Source organism: Candidatus Saccharibacteria bacterium, assembly GCA_016700375.1.
Classification (GTDB): domain Bacteria; phylum Patescibacteriota; class Saccharimonadia; order Saccharimonadales; family UBA4665; genus JAGXIT01.
The window spans coordinates 839,386-856,606 of the sequence record CP065016.1; the positions used below are offsets into that span (position 1 = coordinate 839,386).

The 17,221-nt window shown below is 48.6% G+C and carries 14 protein-coding genes; 8 read left to right on the plus strand and 6 right to left on the minus strand.

The genetic code is table 11. From position 1 onward, the window contains the following. Window positions 1-14 precede the first annotated feature (14 nt). Entirely contained in the window at window positions 15-1,181 is a 1,167-nt protein-coding gene (locus IPP75_04395) for a glycosyltransferase family 4 protein (GenBank protein QQS69131.1), read from the minus strand. After that, on the minus strand, window positions 1,165-2,370 hold the full coding sequence (locus IPP75_04400; protein ID QQS69132.1) for a glycosyltransferase family 4 protein: 1,206 nt from the start codon (window positions 2,368-2,370) through the stop codon (window positions 1,165-1,167). Before IPP75_04400 ends, IPP75_04395 begins: the two co-directional genes overlap by 17 nt. A gap of 133 nt (window positions 2,371-2,503) precedes the next feature. On the opposite strand from IPP75_04400, the gene IPP75_04405 reads away from it, so the two are divergent. The 5 genes from IPP75_04405 (at window position 2,504) to IPP75_04425 (ending at window position 8,319) form a co-directional block, all read left to right on the plus strand. Continuing rightward, entirely contained in the window at window positions 2,504-3,301 is a 798-nt protein-coding gene (locus tag IPP75_04405) for an ABC transporter permease (protein ID QQS69133.1), read from the plus strand. After that, window positions 3,298-4,524 carry an ABC transporter ATP-binding protein gene (locus IPP75_04410; GenBank protein ID QQS69134.1) on the plus strand — a complete coding sequence of 409 codons (1,227 nt, stop codon included), beginning with the start codon at window positions 3,298-3,300 and terminating at the stop codon, window positions 4,522-4,524. Before IPP75_04405 ends, IPP75_04410 begins: the two co-directional genes overlap by 4 nt. 25 nt (window positions 4,525-4,549) lie before the next feature. Further along, the gene (locus IPP75_04415) at window positions 4,550-5,494 is read left to right on the plus strand and encodes a methyltransferase domain-containing protein (GenBank protein ID QQS69135.1); all 945 of its coding nucleotides are present in this window, start codon (window positions 4,550-4,552) and stop codon (window positions 5,492-5,494) included. Beyond that, window positions 5,491-7,734 carry a glycosyltransferase gene (locus tag IPP75_04420; protein QQS69136.1) on the plus strand — a complete coding sequence of 748 codons (2,244 nt, stop codon included), beginning with the start codon at window positions 5,491-5,493 and terminating at the stop codon, window positions 7,732-7,734. The genes IPP75_04415 and IPP75_04420 overlap by 4 nt, the downstream gene beginning before the upstream one ends. Window positions 7,735-7,812: 78 nt before the next feature. After that, window positions 7,813-8,319 (plus strand): hypothetical protein, encoded by a 507-nt coding sequence (locus tag IPP75_04425; GenBank protein ID QQS69137.1) that lies wholly within the window; start codon window positions 7,813-7,815, stop codon window positions 8,317-8,319. Between the two features lie 140 nt (window positions 8,320-8,459). Here IPP75_04425 and IPP75_04430 read toward each other — a convergent pair whose 3' ends face one another. From IPP75_04430 to galE, 3 genes are all read right to left on the minus strand, one after another. After that, a complete protein-coding gene (locus tag IPP75_04430; GenBank protein ID QQS69138.1) occupies window positions 8,460-10,628 on the minus strand; it encodes a hypothetical protein in 2,169 nt (722 codons plus the stop codon). A 65-nt stretch (window positions 10,629-10,693) separates the two neighbouring features. After that, window positions 10,694-11,248, minus strand: coding sequence for a hypothetical protein (locus tag IPP75_04435; GenBank protein ID QQS69139.1), 555 nt, complete (start codon window positions 11,246-11,248; stop codon window positions 10,694-10,696). Window positions 11,249-11,339: 91 nt separating this feature from the next. Continuing rightward, window positions 11,340-12,353, minus strand: coding sequence for a UDP-glucose 4-epimerase GalE (galE, locus tag IPP75_04440; protein QQS69140.1), 1,014 nt, complete (start codon window positions 12,351-12,353; stop codon window positions 11,340-11,342). A gap of 93 nt (window positions 12,354-12,446) precedes the next feature. Here galE and IPP75_04445 point away from each other — a divergent pair, with 93 nt between their 5' ends. The 3 genes from IPP75_04445 to IPP75_04455 are packed head-to-tail and all read left to right on the plus strand — an operon-like array spanning window position 12,447 to window position 15,359. Further along, window positions 12,447-13,490: an NTP transferase domain-containing protein gene (locus IPP75_04445; GenBank protein QQS69141.1), complete on the plus strand. Its 1,044-nt coding sequence runs from the start codon at window positions 12,447-12,449 to the stop codon at window positions 13,488-13,490. 1 nt (window position 13,491) lies between these two features. Then, window positions 13,492-14,271, plus strand: a complete 780-nt coding sequence (locus IPP75_04450) for an HAD-IIB family hydrolase (protein ID QQS69142.1) — start codon at window positions 13,492-13,494, stop codon at window positions 14,269-14,271. Window positions 14,272-14,273: 2 nt separating this feature from the next. Beyond that, a complete protein-coding gene (locus tag IPP75_04455; GenBank protein QQS69143.1) occupies window positions 14,274-15,359 on the plus strand; it encodes a glycosyltransferase family 4 protein in 1,086 nt (361 codons plus the stop codon). On the opposite strand, the gene glmS is transcribed toward IPP75_04455, so the two are convergent. Then, window positions 15,360-17,195 (minus strand): glutamine--fructose-6-phosphate transaminase (isomerizing), encoded by a 1,836-nt coding sequence (gene glmS / locus IPP75_04460; protein QQS69144.1) that lies wholly within the window; start codon window positions 17,193-17,195, stop codon window positions 15,360-15,362. Window positions 17,196-17,221: the final 26 nt, after the last annotated feature.

The window sequence follows — 17,221 nt, forward strand, 5'->3', positions numbered from 1 at the left end:
AACCCCGGGGACAATTACCGAGTTCGCAACATAGAGTCAAGTAGGCTCTGCATTGTGCGTATATTTGCACTCCAGCTAAAGCCGGTAAGCCGTTCCTGGCCTTTTTGGATCAGTGTTTGGCGAAGTGCGTCATCGGCGAGAAGTTTGGTAAGGATCTTTGTTATATCTGTTGGGTCGGTCTGCTTGAAATAGATTGCTGCGTCTCCAGCGACCTCATGGAAAACAGGAATGTCAGTAACTGCAACAGGAATATTTTGCTGCATAGCCTCAAAAATCGGCATACCGAAGCCCTCGTAATGTGAAGGGAGCACGAAGCACGCGGCATGCCGATAGAGCGCAATTTTTTCAAACTGACTGACATAGCCGGTTCGTATCACTTGTAGGCCGGCGTCTTCGGCTTCTTGTATCGTTGCCTGAGTATCTTCATCGTTCCACCCCTTGCCGCCAGCCAGGACTAGTGAATATTCAGCACGTATCTTTTCAGAAAGGCACTTATAAGCCCGTACGAGTCCGACAATGTTCTTCCTCGGTTCCAGCGTACCGATGTACAACACGTATTTCTTGGAACGTACGCCAAGATCTATGAGCCGGTCGGAAAGCGTCGCAGTGATGTCGGCGGCCGGCGCGGGCGGGATTGGGAGAATGATCATATCATTGCTATATGTCGGGTAATTGTTCCGTAACCGCTCCGCCGTGAAATTCGATATGGTCACGATATGGCTACATCGCCGCAGAGTATCTGGGACGAAACGTGTAAGGTCCTGCCGGTTCTTTTTCGAGACGAACTCTGGGTGGTCGACAAAACACATGTCATATATGAAGCCAATCGCAGGAGTCCGAAAGAGTGATGGCACACTGAGGTAGTTCAGGTGTAGTGCCATAGCAGCCCGCCTAAATATCCGTAGCTCCAGCGGTATTTCGACCCGGAATCGCCGGAGCAGATTCACAAACTGGATGGGTAGGAAAGGGTTACGTACATACGATATGTTTGACGCTTTCGGCAAGTCTGCTTTTGACCTAAGCATAAAGTCGTACGCATGCCCGACGAATCTAGTCTCTGGCATGACGGCCGCTAGCTGTGCGATCAGTGTATGGCAAAAATACCCTACTCCGGTCTTCTCGCCCAGAAGTACCTGGGCATCGAAATACACGATTGATCTTTTGCTAGGCTTTATTGCCATGCTCGACTACCTTCTCCAGTATCATCTTGGCCGTTTTGTCCCAGGTGAAACGGGCGGCATGTTCCTTGCCCCTCTGAATGAGATCTTGCCGTAAGGTATTATTGTTTAGTACTCTTTCCGCCGCGGCGGACAGGTTGTTATCCTGCTCGACCAAGATACACGCATCTCCTGCTACTTCTGGGATGGACGAGGTGTCGTACGCGACCACTGGACAACCAGCCGCCATCGCCTCCAGTATGGGTAAGCCGAAGCCTTCATAGAGGCTTGGGAAGACGAAGCACTGGGCCCGTCTATATAGATATAGTAAGTCATTGTGTGTCACAAAACCGGTGCTCAGGACGTCTTTAGCATATGCCTCATTGTTGTGTAATTCCGCGTACCAACCTCGATCTGCCAGCTGATCCTCGAGCGAGAATTCCTTGCCGACTACAATAAGGCGAAGCTCCGGGTGTGCAGGTTTCAATGCGTAAAGTACTTTCACAAGTTCAGCCACATTCTTGCGGGTATCTATGCCCCCTACGTATAAAATGTACGGTTTTAAAGCTAACTCGCGCACTCTATCTGATGGTTTGCCGCTTGAGACAAAGAAAGAGTGATCAACTCCAAGCGGAACGACCGTAACTCGTGAGGCTGAGATGGACGGCAAGTAACGCAGCAGGTCCTTTTTTGAACTTTCTGATATAGCAAGTAAGTGGTCAGCTTTTTGGAATGAGTGTATGAATCGGAGATACTTTTGCCAATACATATGTCGCGCCAAACCATCTTTCAAGCGCCTGAAAGGCCGAATATTTTTCGAGGATTTTTTTTCTATATCGCGGAACAAAAGCGGGATAAGGTCGTAGAATATGACCACAGTCAACACGCTTCGGGGGACGCCCAGAGCCGCATCGAACTGTAAAAATACATCTATATCATCAGGGCTTGGTTGAGCTACGCTGAAGGAGGGCAGAAAAGAACGAAAGTACCGTTTGCGGCCCAGTTTAGGGCTTTTTATGGTCCGTACAATTGAGTCAGGGAATAGGGTGGTGATTTCTGGCTGAGGTATATCCGCATCCACGTAAAAGGTAAAATGGTGCAATGACCTTTCCGGCAGGCGGCTCAGTGCGCTCATAAAGAACTCCTCAGTTTTGCCTATCCCTCGGAAACGGGTCTCACCCTGCATGGGGCGCAGATCAATGCCTATCTTCATATCTGTATCCATTGATTATGTTGAATATTGATTTAGTATGACATATACAATATTTCTAAGAAACACATACAGATCAAAAGATTACAACGCGTTGACATACTTACCGACATCGACAGTGCTATAATAGTGCCTAATGTTGGGTATATTTAAGAAACGGTCTAGGGCACTTTTGGGTGCGATGTTAATCACTGACTTCAAGATAAGATATCAGGGGTCTGCACTTGGTTACCTATGGTCGTTGGTAAGACCTCTTAGTCTTTTCGTAATACTCTACATCGTTTTTGCAAAATTCTTTAAGGTAGGCGACAATATTCCTCACTTTGGCTCGTACTTGCTGCTTGGGGTTATGTTATGGAACTTTTTTGCCGAGGCAACTGGAAATGCTCTAAGTTCACTCGTGGACAGGGCAGACTTGATCAGGAAAGTTATGGTTCCGCGTTATACCGTAATACTTGTAGCCGTACTATCATCAGCGATCAACCTCCTCATCAATCTTGTGGTGGTAGGCGTTATTATCTCTTTTGCAGGAATCGACCCGAGCCCTTGGGCTATTGTGCTGGTGCCGCTTCTGATACTTGAACTTGTCGGTATAAGCCTTGCTTTCGGTTTTATTCTGTCGATACTATATGTCCGATTCAGGGATATAAAGTATATATGGGAGCTCCTGCTGCAGGTTGCATTCTATGCTACCCCGATAATTTACCCCATATCGAAGATTCCGCAAAAATATCACGCCCTCATATCGCTGAACCCTATCGCGCAAATCATCCAGGATATGCGTGATGTTCTCGTGACGAATCATACGCTGACGAGTTGGGAAATACTCGGTAAGGCGAAAGCGTCGCTATGTATTATTGCGCCCGTTCTGCTGGGGGTATTTGCATACCTGTATTTTAAGAGAAACATCGGAAAGATAGCTGAAGACTTATGACCAAAGATGAACAACCTGATGCTATTGAAGTAAAAAAACTAATAAAAATATTCAAACTTCCGCACGACAATAAAAAGTCAATAAAACAGTCTATACTCAGTTTTCGCCGCAGTAGCTTCGAAAACCAGATCGTATTGGACGGAGTATCTTTCTCAGTTAAGAAGGGTGAATTCTTTGGGATTTTAGGACGCAACGGCAGTGGTAAAAGTACCCTCTTAAAGCTGCTTGCCGGTATATATGAACCCACCTCCGGGACTGTGAGAGTACATGGTAAGCTCACCCCTTTCATTGAGCTGGGGATCGGGTTCAACCCGGAGCTCACGGGTCGGGATAATGTATTCTTGAACGCTGCAATCCTTGGACTAAGCAGGAAGGAAATCGAAGCGAAATATGATGAAATCGTACGGTTTGCGGAGCTGGAAAGGTACATGGATCAGAAGCTTCGCAATTATTCATCAGGCATGCTGGTCCGACTCGCGTTCTCAATATCGATCCAAGCTCACAATAACGTACTGCTCATTGATGAGGTGCTGGCTGTTGGTGACGTTAATTTTCAGCAAAAATGTCTGAATATCTTTCGTGATATGAAGAAAACTGGTAAGACCGTGGTGCTGGTAACTCATGACATGTCTGCTGTCGAGGAGTTTTGCGACAGGGCTATCCTCATAGATAAGGGAAAAGTCTTGTCTCTAGGTAATAGCAAAGCAATCGCGAATCTTTATAGAAGGTTAAATTTCGAAGAGCTGGGCAGTAATACGCAAACGAAAAAAGATAAGCGATGGGGGAATAAAGCGGTTACTATAGAAGCGGTGGAACTATTTGAAGCGGATGGAAAAAAAGCGAAGGTCTATACGGGCGAGCAGCTTTTAGTTCACGCTAAGATCGTAGCCCAAAAGGCTGTCGAGAATCCGATACTTGGAATTCAGATACGAAATGCTACCGGACAGATACTCATGGGAACCAACTCAAAACTTGATGGACAAGACATCACTGAACTTTCGGTCGGGGATACGGTGACCTTCGACTGGCGGTTACCGAATATTTTTAAATCGGGTATGTATACCCTTACTATAGCTGCGCACGACTTAGCCGGAGAAGCCTATGATTGGATTGATGAAGCGGTCACTTTCACAGTTCAAAGAGGGGTAGATACATCCGCGCTTGTTGATCCGTCGCGTAATTTGCAAGCCAAGATATCTAGAAAGGACGTGAATGAGTCATAAGCTGGAAAAAACGGAAATTGAAAGTATGATGAATAAAGCGATACACAGCCTTGAACCTCGAGAAGCAGTGCATCGTTCCGATAAGGTCAAGCCATATGGTGAACTTGTCGGCACATTTTATATTGCGTCCCGAAATCCTCTCGTGCGACTGGCTAAAAAGCCATTTAGCACCGGAGTAAAATTATACCGGAAGATATTTCAGGGCTATTTAGAACAAAAAACACAGGTAGACAGCTATGTCGTATATGAACTGACGGATATCGCTGAAAAGCTAAACAAGCTTAGCGTAGAGGAGCTTGAGGCCAGTATAAATAACGCGATCAATATCAAGCTTGACGAAAAAATACAAGAGACCCATATACTCATTGACAGGTTCAAGAAAGAAATAAACTATGAGCTGGTAGAACTCCGTAAAGGTGGCTCCGCTGCAGCGGCAGAAGACAAGAAACCCTTTAAGGCGGAGATAATCAACCAAAAACGTGTCAAAGAACTCAAGAAAGTCAATGTCGGAGCAGGCATGGACATAAGGCAGGATTACATTAATCTTGATCATCGCGCCCTCGACGGCATAGACGTAGTCGCGGATGTCTTGGATATGCCTTTTGAGGAGGAATCTTTAGATGAAATCTTTTCTTCTCATGTCGTCGAACACTTTGTTCAAAATGATTTGAAGAAAATCCTGGTGTACTGGTTCGGTCTACTGAGGAAAGGCGGAAGACTGCGGATAATAACGCCCAACATAGAAGACATGGCGAAACGTTATGCCATCGGTGAAGTAGCCTGGCAGGAATTTCGTTCGGTCGCGCTTGGTGGCCAAGATTATGCGAGTGATTATCATTTCAACCACTTCTCTATCAAGTCCATGGAAGAACTTATACATACCGTTCTTCCGGAGGCGGAATTCAAGATTGTTGCTGACTCGCGCCGTAATGGCGAATGTTTTGAAATGGAAGTCCTAGTCGTTAAATGAAAAATTCCCAGCAGAAAGATTCGCCCCGAATTTCGGTTGTTCTCAATACGTGCAATAGGGGAGCTTACATTGGTGATACACTACGAGGCTTGCAGCGGCAGTCATACGACAACTTTGAAGTAATAGTAGTAAATGGCCCTTCCATAGACAATACCGAAGATGTAGTAAAAGATTTCGAGGTAAAATACTATACTGCCCCATTCAATCTTTCAATCTCACGCAATATAGGCATCAAACACGCATCGGGCGATATCATCGCATTCATAGATGATGATGCAGTTCCTGAGGCGAACTGGCTTGCAGATTTAGTGAAAGCGTATGAAGATCCGAAAGTCGCGGCTGCAGGTGGCCGCGTGTTCAATGCGGATGGCTCCGGTTTCCAGTTCAGCTATGGGGCGATCGATGTCTGGGGGTACCCGGTTACTCGTGATGACAAGCCATATGAATACAACGATCCTGCTGGAGACTGGTTTAATGTAAATATCGGTACCAATGCATCATATAGACGAGAGCCGTTGATTGAGGTGGGCGGTTTTGACGAAGAAATAGAATATTATCACGATGAAAGCGACGTCTGCGTTAGGTTGATACAAGCAGGATATAAGGTGGCACAGCTTGAGAACGCATACGTCCACCATAAGATGGCGCCAAGTTTTCGGCGAAAGAATAGCAAGAAGACGGTAGTCTGGGATGCTATAGTGAAGAACACAATATACTTCGGCCTGCTGAATACAGCGGGCAAGAGGCCTTTGCATCAGAGGCTCAGCAAGCCTTTCCTGGCAGAGCGTCAGAAGCTATCGTTCCCATACAAACTTTTTCGTAGCGGTGACTTTACTTTCGGTGAGGGGGTCTCGCGCTATTTCGCATTGTGTCGGGCTTTTATGCGTGGGTATCGACGTGGTTTTTCGGGTAAACGAAAGCTCATGCAGGGCTATATGTATGAGCCGGATACTTTCTTGCGCTATAAGAAGATACAAAAACCCGCAACGGTGAGACATATTGTGTTGGTCAGCCAAGGTTTCCCGCCTCACCAAACAGACGGCATAGCAAGGTATACTGGAGTTCTTGCCAAAGAGTTAAGCAGGCTTGGGCATACCGTATCTGTAGTATCACGAGCACTGAATGAGAATAAGAAAGGAACGATTCAGTTCATAGATGGGGCATGGTTGTATAGGCACCAACCCAATAAGTATCTGACCAGAACAACTGGTTATCCAAGAGTAGACCATCAGCTCGCTCATGCTAGGAGCGTGCTTGCCACTGTTCGAAAAATCCATGACCGAGAAAAAGTGGACGTCGTACTAGCACCCTTATGGGATGCCGAGGGTTTGGGCCTGATGGTGCATAAAGTTGCGCCGACTATACTGACGCTTATGTCTCCTCTGAAAAAGGTGGTCGAAACGCAGTGGTTCAATGTGGACGAACCTAGTTACGATATAACGTATGAGCTTGAGCGTGAATGCGTCGTCCGGGCAGACGGCATCATGGCCATATCTGATAATATTAAGCATACAATTGGCGAGCTTTATAACGTTGACTGGAGGACACTTGCGGCTCGCGGTGCCCCTACCGTAACATTGCCGCTAGGTGTCGGGCCCGAGTTCATCACGGCTAGAAAAGGTTGGGAGGTATGGGCAGCGCGCCAGAGGTATGACGCACCGGTGGAAATCCTGTACGTAGGCAGGGCGGAAAGGCGGAAAGGAACGGATGTTTTACTGGCTGCGCTGCCGAAAATGCTGAGTGAAATACCTAACGCACGCATCAAGTTCGTAGGAGATGAAGACGGAAAAGACGAGAAGGGTAAGTCATATTTCGCCGAATTCAGGAAAAAATACTCTAATCAATCGTGGTTCAAACGCGTCGCCTTCGTAGGTAGAGTAAGCGATGAGGATCTGGCTGATGCCTATAAAGCTTGTGATATATTTGTTGCGCCCTCGCGTTATGAATCTTTCGGGCAGATATACATAGAAGCCATGGCAGCAGGGAAGCCTGTCGTCGGTACGCGCGCGGGCGGTATACCAGAAGTTGTACAGCATGAGATGAATGGATTCCTCATAGAGAATGAAAACAGTGAGCAGCTAGCAGACTACCTTATAAAGCTAGCCTCCGATAGCAAACTACGTGTAAAGATGGGCGAAGCATCTTTACGCATTGCCCGCGAAAAATTCGCCGGCGATGTGCTCGCCAAAGATTTCCTAAAACTTGTCGACCAAGTAATTGACGTGAAAGAGTCATCCTAAAGGCCACAGGCTCCGTAACCGCGGGTTGAGTATTGCGGTCAGCCAGGTTGGACGGTGTATACGGTGCTGCCATCAAGTATGGGTTTTACTGGTGGCGTGCACAATGCTACAACGGGTAGTACTGTAGAACTTTTCGTAACCGACAGCAACAACAAACTGATTCAGGTTGAGAAAACGCCATCGGGCAGCTGGACATATACAGACATAAGCACAGGCTACCAACTGAAAGGCAAACCTGCAGTGCTGTGGGGGACCACGGGTGTAGACGTGTTTACCATAGCGAAAGACGGTGCGCTTGTGCAGCACCATACAAACTTCGGCCAGGGTACATGGGATGTATACACCGTTCTACCTGCCAGTAAGAATTTCGATGGTGGGGTCGATGCAGTACTAAGCGGCTCCACCGTAGAACTCTTTCTGGCAAACACCGCACACCATTTGGTGCAAGCAGAAAAGACACCAACCAGCCCATGGGTTACGTACGATATCCGGACAGACTACGAAGTAGACTATGCGCCTACTATCATCTGGGGTACGTCAGGAGTAGATGTGTATGCTAACGGTAAAGACGGTGCGCTTAAGTAGTTCCATACGGCGTTCGGTCAAGGCAGTTGGGACGCCTACACCGTACAAGACGCATCACAAAAGTTAGCGGGCGGAGTTGACGCACTGCAGTACGGCACATCGGTAGAGGTTTTTACCGAGAAAGAATAGCGAATAGCGCGCTAGGGGATCGTCACCCCCAACCAAGTTCCCGGTCCATTCATAGGACCTCGTCCTTCTACTATGGGCCGAAACGCCTCGGGGTAAAAACCAGGAGCTTTTGTACTTGGTGCTCGTAAGTTGAAGCTGAACTTTGCAATCTGCCCAGGCTGCACAATATGCTGATTCGTCGCAAGGGTTGTTCCATCAGATTCATACACGGCCGCAAATGTATCTGCAGGGCGGGTAGCACCAAGCCGCCAGGCATCATTAAATGTGCTTATTCGGTTAATCGGTCCATCAGTACCAAGTCGTACTGGTTGTCTCCCGGCATTCCAAGCAGAAATCTCATCGTACCAGGCGACGTTACCAGTGTTTTGGTACTGCAACCAGGCGCCACTGTATCCCCCCTGCGGAATCGTTGGATAGCTAGACTGCCCTTTATGTTCATACGAGTAGTTTGCTGGCATGATCGTCACCCCCAACCAAGTTCCCGGTCCATTCATAGGACCTCGTCCTTCTACTATGGGCCGAAACGCCTCGGGGTAAAAACCAGGAGCTTTTGTACTTGGTGCTCGTAAGTTGAAGCTGAACTTTGCAATCTGCCCAGGCTGCACAATATGCTGATTCGTCGCAAGGGTTGTTCCATCAGATTCATACACGGCCGCAAATGTATCTGCAGGGCGGGTAGCACCAAGCCGCCAGGCATCATTAAATGTGCTTATTCGGTTAATCGGTCCATCAGTACCAAGTCGTACTGGTTGTCTCCCGGCATTCCAAGCAGAAATCTCATCGTACCAGGCGACGTTACCAGTGTTTTGGTACTGCAACCAGGCAGGTGAACTATTGGACTGTATTATCGACGGATAAGGACTTTGCCCCTTGAATCCGTATGAATAATCCGACTGTATAACATGTATGACCGAATAATAATTACCACTGCTCCACATTGGCCCCCAGCCTTCAACGATTGGCCGAAAGCCCTCGTAGCGCTGGCCAGAGCCGATCCAAGTTTTTGCTTTTAAGGAAAATTCGAAGCGTGCAATCTGCCCAGGCTGCACAATATGCTGATTCGTCGCAAGGGTTGTTCCATCAGATTCATACACGGCCGCAAATGTATCTGCAGGGCGGGTAGCACCAAAACGCCAGTCGTCTTCAAACCCACTTGAACGATTCAAGGGCAAATCCGTAGCAAGTCTAACGGGTGGTTGGCCGGCATTCCATGCAGAAACTTCATCATACCAGGCCCTTATGCCAATATTCTTAAATGTATATTGCATGCGACTGCTTTCGCCATCATTTTTCAGCCAGGGGGATGCTCCTTGAGAGACGCTAGCTGCAGCGTAACTGGGTGTTATGGTGGAACCAAACCAGTCACTGTACATACGCCAGAAATTGCGGTTGCCATACGCGCTACAGCCGTCGCCAGTTCCATACATATTTGCAAGGGCTGCCGCGTTGGGCTGGTAGGGAGTGTATGTGTAGAGCGCTGCCGTTGCTTTATTCTCGATATATACATTGGCTGCGCCGCAACCAGTTGGGGCAACATTCCAAAGAGTACTGTTTACTTGGTATGGCTTTTTGTATTGCCACCAGGACTGGGTCATGCTATCGAGATACCAGCGCATTAAGGCAGCTGATTGGGCAATTTGAATGGAGAATCCCGCATAATTTTGGTCACAGTTTGCACTACCGCCTGGGCCGCTGTCAGGGCAGTACGCACCCATTGCATACGTGTACTGTCGCTCCAATGGCCATGTATCGGTCGTTAATGGCCCAATAGATTCCTTCTGAATAGTAACGAGAAGTACCTTCGGATTTATTTGATATTGCTGTGAGGCATTGTAAATCATTTGTGCGGCGCTAATCGCGCCAGAGGGAATGGAACCTCTAAAATTGTTGGCAGGAACCCCTGGTCCGGGGGATGTCTTAGGCACTTCGTAGTAGTCCTTAAGACATATGTATGGCGGCGCAGGCCAACCGCGCGAAGCCGCATATTGCGCGTGTGTCAAGTCTGGCCGTCCATACTCACTAGCCGGTAATGTTCCATTCGTATCGCAAACCGGAACTCTACTGTTCAAAAACGCCTGAATGTCTGCTACGGACATATCATTTGCATTGGTAAAGATGCCGTCGTCTATAATGCGTCCCGCTCTCCAGTCCGCTGCCGTCACTGCTTGAGCCCGCTGCATAGGAACTACTTGCAAGGTGATTGTGCACATGACCAGGGCAGAGACTAATATGCGGACATATTTCATCAACGTACCTCCAGCGATGTGCTTTGCTCCACAACTTCACCTGTACCAGGCGTGACTTTCACAGCGATATTCCACGTTCCAGCCCCCAGAGAACCCACCGGCACGCTGAACCCGGCGCACGAGGAGAATTCCGGTTGGTATATGATTTGGGCGGTTTGCTCGGTACTCTTGCTGTCGTTCGTGATGGTGAGTGTACAGCTTCCGCTTGAGACGCCCTGTATCTTGGTGAGAATGGTGACGGTAGTTCCTGACTGAGATGGGGTGAGATTAAGGCTTGTGCTGGTTGCGGCTGGCGGGGGCGGCTGGGTCTGACTTTGAGAGTTGGCCTTATCTAGATATTGCTGCTTGCTCTCGGCATCAACCTTTGCTTGAGCCGCTTTTTCTTTTTGGCTTGGTCCGCTCAAGACTGGCTTGGTCTGACGGCCAGGCATATGAATGAGGTCGGTTCTATTAGTTAATTCAGAAATAATAAGAGCTATTCCGGCTACAAATAACAATAAGAACGCTGTAAAGACGGCTTCCTTGGTGCGAGACATATGCGAGAGACTATTCATACCATGTATATTTGAAATAACCATATTATTATAACCATATGCACGATTATTTGCAATATACCCCCTATTGAGCCTAGAGGTGACTAACGCATCAAGTGGCGTAGCCGGCAGGATTTTGTGATTGCCAGCGCCAACTATCAGCGCAGGCTTGCTCAAGGGTCTTTTCTGCTCGCCAGTTCAGGTCTCGCGCGGCTTTGGCGGCACTCGCGAAGCAGGTGGCTACGTCACCTGGTCGCCGAGCGATTATTTCGTAAGGTATATCCTTGCCAACTGCGTTAGAGAACGCACGCAGCAGCTCCAATACCGAGACGCCGGTGCCTGTTCCAAGATTGTAGACGTTTGTTCCGGGCTTACTCTTTGCAAGCGCCGCCAAGTGGCCTTTTGCCAAATCAACGACATGAATATAATCACGGACTCCCGTACCGTCAGGTGTATCGTAGTCATTGCCAAAGATGCGCACCCTGTCGAGATTGCCAACCGCTACTTGTGAAATATATGGCATGAGGTTATTTGGGATTTCTTTGGGGTCTTCGCCTATTCGCCCGCTAGAGTGTGCTCCGATGGGGTTGAAGTAGCGTAGCAAGGTGAGCTCGAGCTCAGGTGCGGCGGTAGCAATATCACGCAAGATTTGCTCTATCATGTATTTCGTCTGGCCGTAAGGATTTGTTATACCCTGCCCGGTCGGGCTAGTTTCGGTAAGCGGTAGTTCGCTAGGATTGCCGTATACTGTTGCAGAGGAGCTAAAGATCAGTTTGCGCACGTCATTTTTTCGCATCACTTCCATAAGTGTTAATGTTGAGTCGATATTGTTTCGGTAATATGCCAACGGTTTCTCAACAGACTCCCCGACGGCTTTTAGCCCAGCAAAATGCATAACCGCATCGAATTCGAATTCATCGAAGACCGCCGTAAGCTCGGTAGCATACCTAACATCCAGCTCACGAAATATGACATTTCTGCCAGTAATTTCTTCAACTCGTCGCAAAGACTCTTCAGAACTGTTTGATAGGTTGTCTACAACTACAACCTCGTTGTCTGCCTCCAGCAGCTCAACGACAGTGTGTGAACCAATATATCCGGCGCCGCCAGTGACTAGTATCCGCATTGCCTGATTATAGCACGGTGTTGTAGCTTACACAGTCGTCATCCACAGCAAGTCGCGCTATACTTACATTGCAGAATCAAGCGAGGAGGGTACATGATAACAGTTATTATTGCTGGAGGGTCGGGGACACGCCTGTGGCCGCTGAGTACGCCAGATTTTCCGAAGCAGCTTCTAAAGCTTACAAACGACAAGTCTATGGTGAAAAACACCTATGATCGTGCATCGCAAATAAGCACAGAGATTTATGTAGTGCCAGATATCAGTCACGCGCATCATATCAAAGCGCAGATGCCACAGGTAGATGAGGAGCATTTTATCACCGAGCCAGGCCGTCGAGGCACGGCCAACTGCATCGTAGCTGCTCTGGCGTATATATCGAAGCGTCATGATAATGACGAGCCTATCGCGTTTCTTCATGCCGACCACCACATCAGAGATGTTGAAGGTTTCGTTGCGTCATTCAATCTGGCTCAACAAGTCACGAATGCCCAAAAACGCATTACGCTTATTGGGATTGAGCCGACATTTCCTGCGACCGGTTTTGGCTATATTGAACGGGACGGCAAACTTGCCGGGACCACTCAAGCGTATCGTGTTGAGTCTTTTAAAGAAAAGCCAGATTTTAAAACAGCGAAAAAGTACGTCGCAAGCGGCAGGTACTACTGGAATTGTGGCTATTTTGTGGGCTCAGTCAACACATTTGTATCCGAGATGAAAGCACATGCACCGTCACTCTACCAGAACTATCAAAAACTCATTACTGCAGGAGATGACGACAGCAAGAACTACGCCGATACATACCTGAGCTTTGAGAACGAAGTAATCGATATCGCACTTATAGAAAAGCTGGAAGAGCTATATGTTGTACCGGCCGGGTTCGACTGGATGGACCTGGGCTCATTTAAGGATTTGCATGAAGCAAACGAGTCTGATGAGCATGGCAATCATTGCCGAGGCGGGAACATCTATGAAGACGAGGTGGAAAACACATATATACGTAACGAAGAGGATAAGCCAGTTGTGGTGATAGGTCTCGACAATATTGTGGTAGTCAATACGCCAAACGGTATCTTGGTCGCGCGTAAAGACCTGAGTCAAAAAGTGAAAGACGCCGTAGAGCGTATGAAGGAGCAATAAAATGGCAAAAAAAGTTATCGCATTTGACCTTGACGGAACACTCGCACCAAGCAAATCCACATTGCCAGATAGAATGGCGGAAGCACTCGGCGGACTACTTGAATATTTTCATATTTGCGTAATTTCTGGTGGAAAATTTGATCAATTCAAACTGCAACTTATCGACAACCTCCATGTCAGTCCGGACAAACTCGAAAAACTTCATATTATGCCGACGTGCGGTACCAGGTATTATACATATAGCATCGCCAACAGCGATTGGCAGCTCGTGTACGCGGAGGATTTCAGCTCGGCAGAAAAGAAACACATAGTGGCCGCAATGAACGCGGCCGTTGATGCGCTGGGCTACCGGCCACAAAAACTATATGGCGAAATGATTGAAGACCGGGGTAGCCAGGTGACGTATTCCGCACTCGGGCAAGATGTTGTTGCAGAATTAGGAGAAAAGGGCGTAGACCTGAAAGAGGCGTGGGATCCAGATTCTGTGAAAAAGCTAAAACTGCAGAAGTATTTAGCTGAGAAATTGCCCGATTTTGAAGTCAGAGCCGGTGGAGCAACTTCTATCGACGTTACCAAACCTGGTATAGATAAAGCCTATGGCATGGAAAAACTCATGGGCATGCTTAAGGTTGGTAAAGACGATATTTTGTTTCTTGGCGATAAGCTGCAAGAAGGCGGCAATGACTATCCCGTAAAGGCTATGGGCATCGATAGTCTCGAAGTATCACGTTGGGAGGACACTGCCCTTGTCCTCGAAGGCATATTACATATAACGAAATAAATATGAAAATACTGTATGTCACGCGTAAATTTCCCCCAACTGTGGGCGGCATGGAAAACGTGGCAGCGTGGCTCTACGACGCGCTCAAAGACCGCGCCGAAATCAAACTAATTAAATTTGGCGGCGCAAACAAGTGGCTACCGGTTGTGTTCCCGTGGCTGATGCTCCGGGCAGTCGTGACCGGCTGGGTATTCCGGCCAGATGTTATTTACGTACAAGATGGTCTTATGGGGGCGGCGACGCCTATTTTCCGAGCGCTTCTCAGGCGTCCAGTTGTGGCAACCATACACGGTACGGAAATGGTTTACAAAAATCCGCTGTACCTGAGAACAGTCATACCTGCGCTGAAACACCTCAGTGCTGCGGCCGCCATTAGTCGTGCCACAGAAGAAAAGGTACACCAAAAGCTTCCTGCGGTACCGACCCAGCTCATTCACTGGGGCGTACACGACGATTGGTATCTTGAGGACCGCGGTACCGCGCGAAAAAAACTTGCCGAAAAGCTTGGCGTCGACCTAAAAAACCGCCCGCTCATTATTCTTGTCGGTCGTCTTACTGAGCGCAAAGGTGCGCTCTGGTTTATAGAAAATGTGATGCCAGGTTTACGCGCCGAGCTACCCAGTGTGGCCTGTGTTATAGCGGGCAAGGGCAAAGACTACGAAGCAATCACGGCTGCCATAGAGCGGTTGGGCTTGCAGGACACAGTTTACCTGCCGGGCTATGTACTGGGTGACGACCTAAAGAACCTCTATAACGCTGCCGACCTATTTGTTATGCCCAACCGTGAGGGCTTCGGGTTTGAGGGATTTGGTATGGTTGTTACGGAAGCTAGCAGCTGCGGTACGCCCGCCGTCATAGGCAAATATTCTGGCGTGACCGATGCAGTCATAGATGGCAAAACTGGCTGGCTTGTCCCGGTCGATGAAGTGAAGGCGTATCTGGAGAAAATAGTGAATGAAGTGAAAAACCCATCGCTAAACCGCGCAGAAGTTCGCACCGCCACGCTCAAGACTTACGACTGGGACAAGACCGCCGAAGCCTACCTAGGGCTCTTCGCTGAAACCATTGAGTCGAGTCGGAAAAGGTAGCTACTCAACCGTTACAGATTTGGCGAGGTTGCGTGGTTTATCGACATCAAGACCCTTTTCGACCGCTATGTAGTATGAGAAGAGCTGCATGACTATGGCAACCAGGAGCGGCGATGTTTGTTCCATAGTATCTGGCACGGTCATAACATCTGTTGCAAGTTCTCGAATTTGGCTATTATCATCAGTGGCTATTGCTACAATAGGGCCTTTTCGAGCGCGGATCTCCTCTATATTGCTGTAGATTTTTTCTAGCAGAGGGCTGTTCGGTGCAATGGCGAAGCTCGGGAAGTTTTCGTCAATCATGGCGAGCGGCCCATGCTTCATTTCTCCGGCGGCGTAGCCTTCAGCGTGTATATAACTAATCTCTTTGAGCTTCAGTGCACCTTCGAGCGCGCAGGGGAACCCATATTTGCGGCCAATAAACAGAAAATCTCGGGCATCTTTATACCGCAGAGCCACTTGTTTGAAATCTTCGGCATGCTTCAGAACAGCCTCTGCCTTTTGTGGTAACGCATCGAGTTCGGCCAAAAGTGGTTTGTAGAGGGGACTGTTTCCCTCACTGAGATACAGTGCAAGGAGCGTGAGCACGGTTACCTGCGCAACAAAGGCTTTCGTACTTGCCACTGCCTGTTCGGGCCCTGCATGACAGTACACGCCCGCGTCGGTTATACGGGCAATGGTGCTACCCACTGCATTGACAACCCCAAGCCGCAACACGCCGTAATTTTCTACCTTTTGGAGCGCGGCAATAGTATCGGCTGTTTCGCCGGATTGGGAAATAGCGAGTAGGGCAGTGCTACGCGAAAACGGTTCGTCACGGTATTTGAATTCGCTGGCGAGCTGCACTTCAACCGGAATGCCAGCAATTTCTTCTATAAGATACTCGCCGACGAGTCCGGCATAGTACGACGTGCCGCAGGCTACTATGACAATGCGGTCAATGTACTTTAGCTGGTCGGCAACACTTTCGAGCCCGCCCAGTTTCACGATGCCGCTTTCTGGCTTTATGCGCCCGAGTGTGGCCGAACGAATTGTCTGCGGTGCCTCAAAAATTTCCTTAAGCATGAAGTGCGGATAGTCTCCTAGCAGTGCCTGGTCGGCGTCGTAATCAAGCGTTTCGGCAGAGCGCTCCACTGTCATATCAAGCTTTAGGTCGTGGAGCGTGTATTCGCCTCCCCGGTGAGCCACAATGTACTCTTGGTCATTTAGGTAGACAACTTGTTTCGTATGCGCCATGAGTGCAGCTGGGTCAGAGGCAAGTATAAGCGAGCTATCATCGGTAATGCCAAGCACAAGCGGACTGCCAAGTCGTGCCGCATACAACACATCTGGTTCTCGTGACGTCATGACGACGAGGCCATAAGCACCCCGGAGCTGGCCGAGCGTGCGACGGAAAGCTTCCTCAAATGTGTCGGCCTCTTTTGTGTAATAGTCAAGCAGGTGGGGGATTACCTCGGTGTCTGTTTCTGTTTGGAATTCATAGCCCTGTTTTTTCAGGCTTTCCCGAAGCTCTGCGTAGTTTTCGATAATGCCGTTGTGTACGACCATAATGCTTTTATCTGCATTAAAGTGCGGATGCGCGTTTGCTGTTGTTGGGGTGCCGTGTGTGGCCCAGCGTGTGTGGCCGATAGCAGTTGCGCTTTCTGGTGTGGGCTGACCAAGTGAATCAACGAGCGCCTGAACGCGTCCGGTTTGCTTTGTAACCATAATCTCGCCGTCACTCAGGTAAGCCACGCCGGCAGAGTCATAGCCACGGTACTCCAGCGCTTGCAAGCCACCCAGTACGACCGAAACACCTTTTTTATCAGTACCAATATAGCCAACTATGCCGCACATGTATGTATCCTTTCGTTATAGTCTGA

Coding starts and splice junctions, on each gene's coding strand:
- IPP75_04395 (QQS69131.1), bottom strand. CDS start 1,181: ATGGCAATAAAGCCTAGCAAAAGATCAATCGTGTATTTCGATGCCCAG.
- IPP75_04400 (QQS69132.1), bottom strand. CDS start 2,370: ATGAAGATAGGCATTGATCTGCGCCCCATGCAGGGTGAGACCCGTTTC.
- IPP75_04405 (QQS69133.1), top strand. CDS start 2,504: ATGTTGGGTATATTTAAGAAACGGTCTAGGGCACTTTTGGGTGCGATG.
- IPP75_04410 (QQS69134.1), top strand. CDS start 3,298: ATGACCAAAGATGAACAACCTGATGCTATTGAAGTAAAAAAACTAATA.
- IPP75_04415 (QQS69135.1), top strand. CDS start 4,550: ATGATGAATAAAGCGATACACAGCCTTGAACCTCGAGAAGCAGTGCAT.
- IPP75_04420 (QQS69136.1), top strand. CDS start 5,491: ATGAAAAATTCCCAGCAGAAAGATTCGCCCCGAATTTCGGTTGTTCTC.
- IPP75_04425 (QQS69137.1), top strand. CDS start 7,813: ATGGGTTTTACTGGTGGCGTGCACAATGCTACAACGGGTAGTACTGTA.
- IPP75_04430 (QQS69138.1), bottom strand. CDS start 10,628: ATGCAGCGGGCTCAAGCAGTGACGGCAGCGGACTGGAGAGCGGGACGC.
- IPP75_04435 (QQS69139.1), bottom strand. CDS start 11,248: ATGAATAGTCTCTCGCATATGTCTCGCACCAAGGAAGCCGTCTTTACA.
- galE (QQS69140.1), bottom strand. CDS start 12,353: ATGCGGATACTAGTCACTGGCGGCGCCGGATATATTGGTTCACACACT.
- IPP75_04445 (QQS69141.1), top strand. CDS start 12,447: ATGATAACAGTTATTATTGCTGGAGGGTCGGGGACACGCCTGTGGCCG.
- IPP75_04450 (QQS69142.1), top strand. CDS start 13,492: ATGGCAAAAAAAGTTATCGCATTTGACCTTGACGGAACACTCGCACCA.
- IPP75_04455 (QQS69143.1), top strand. CDS start 14,274: ATGAAAATACTGTATGTCACGCGTAAATTTCCCCCAACTGTGGGCGGC.
- glmS (QQS69144.1), bottom strand. CDS start 17,195: ATGTGCGGCATAGTTGGCTATATTGGTACTGATAAAAAAGGTGTTTCG.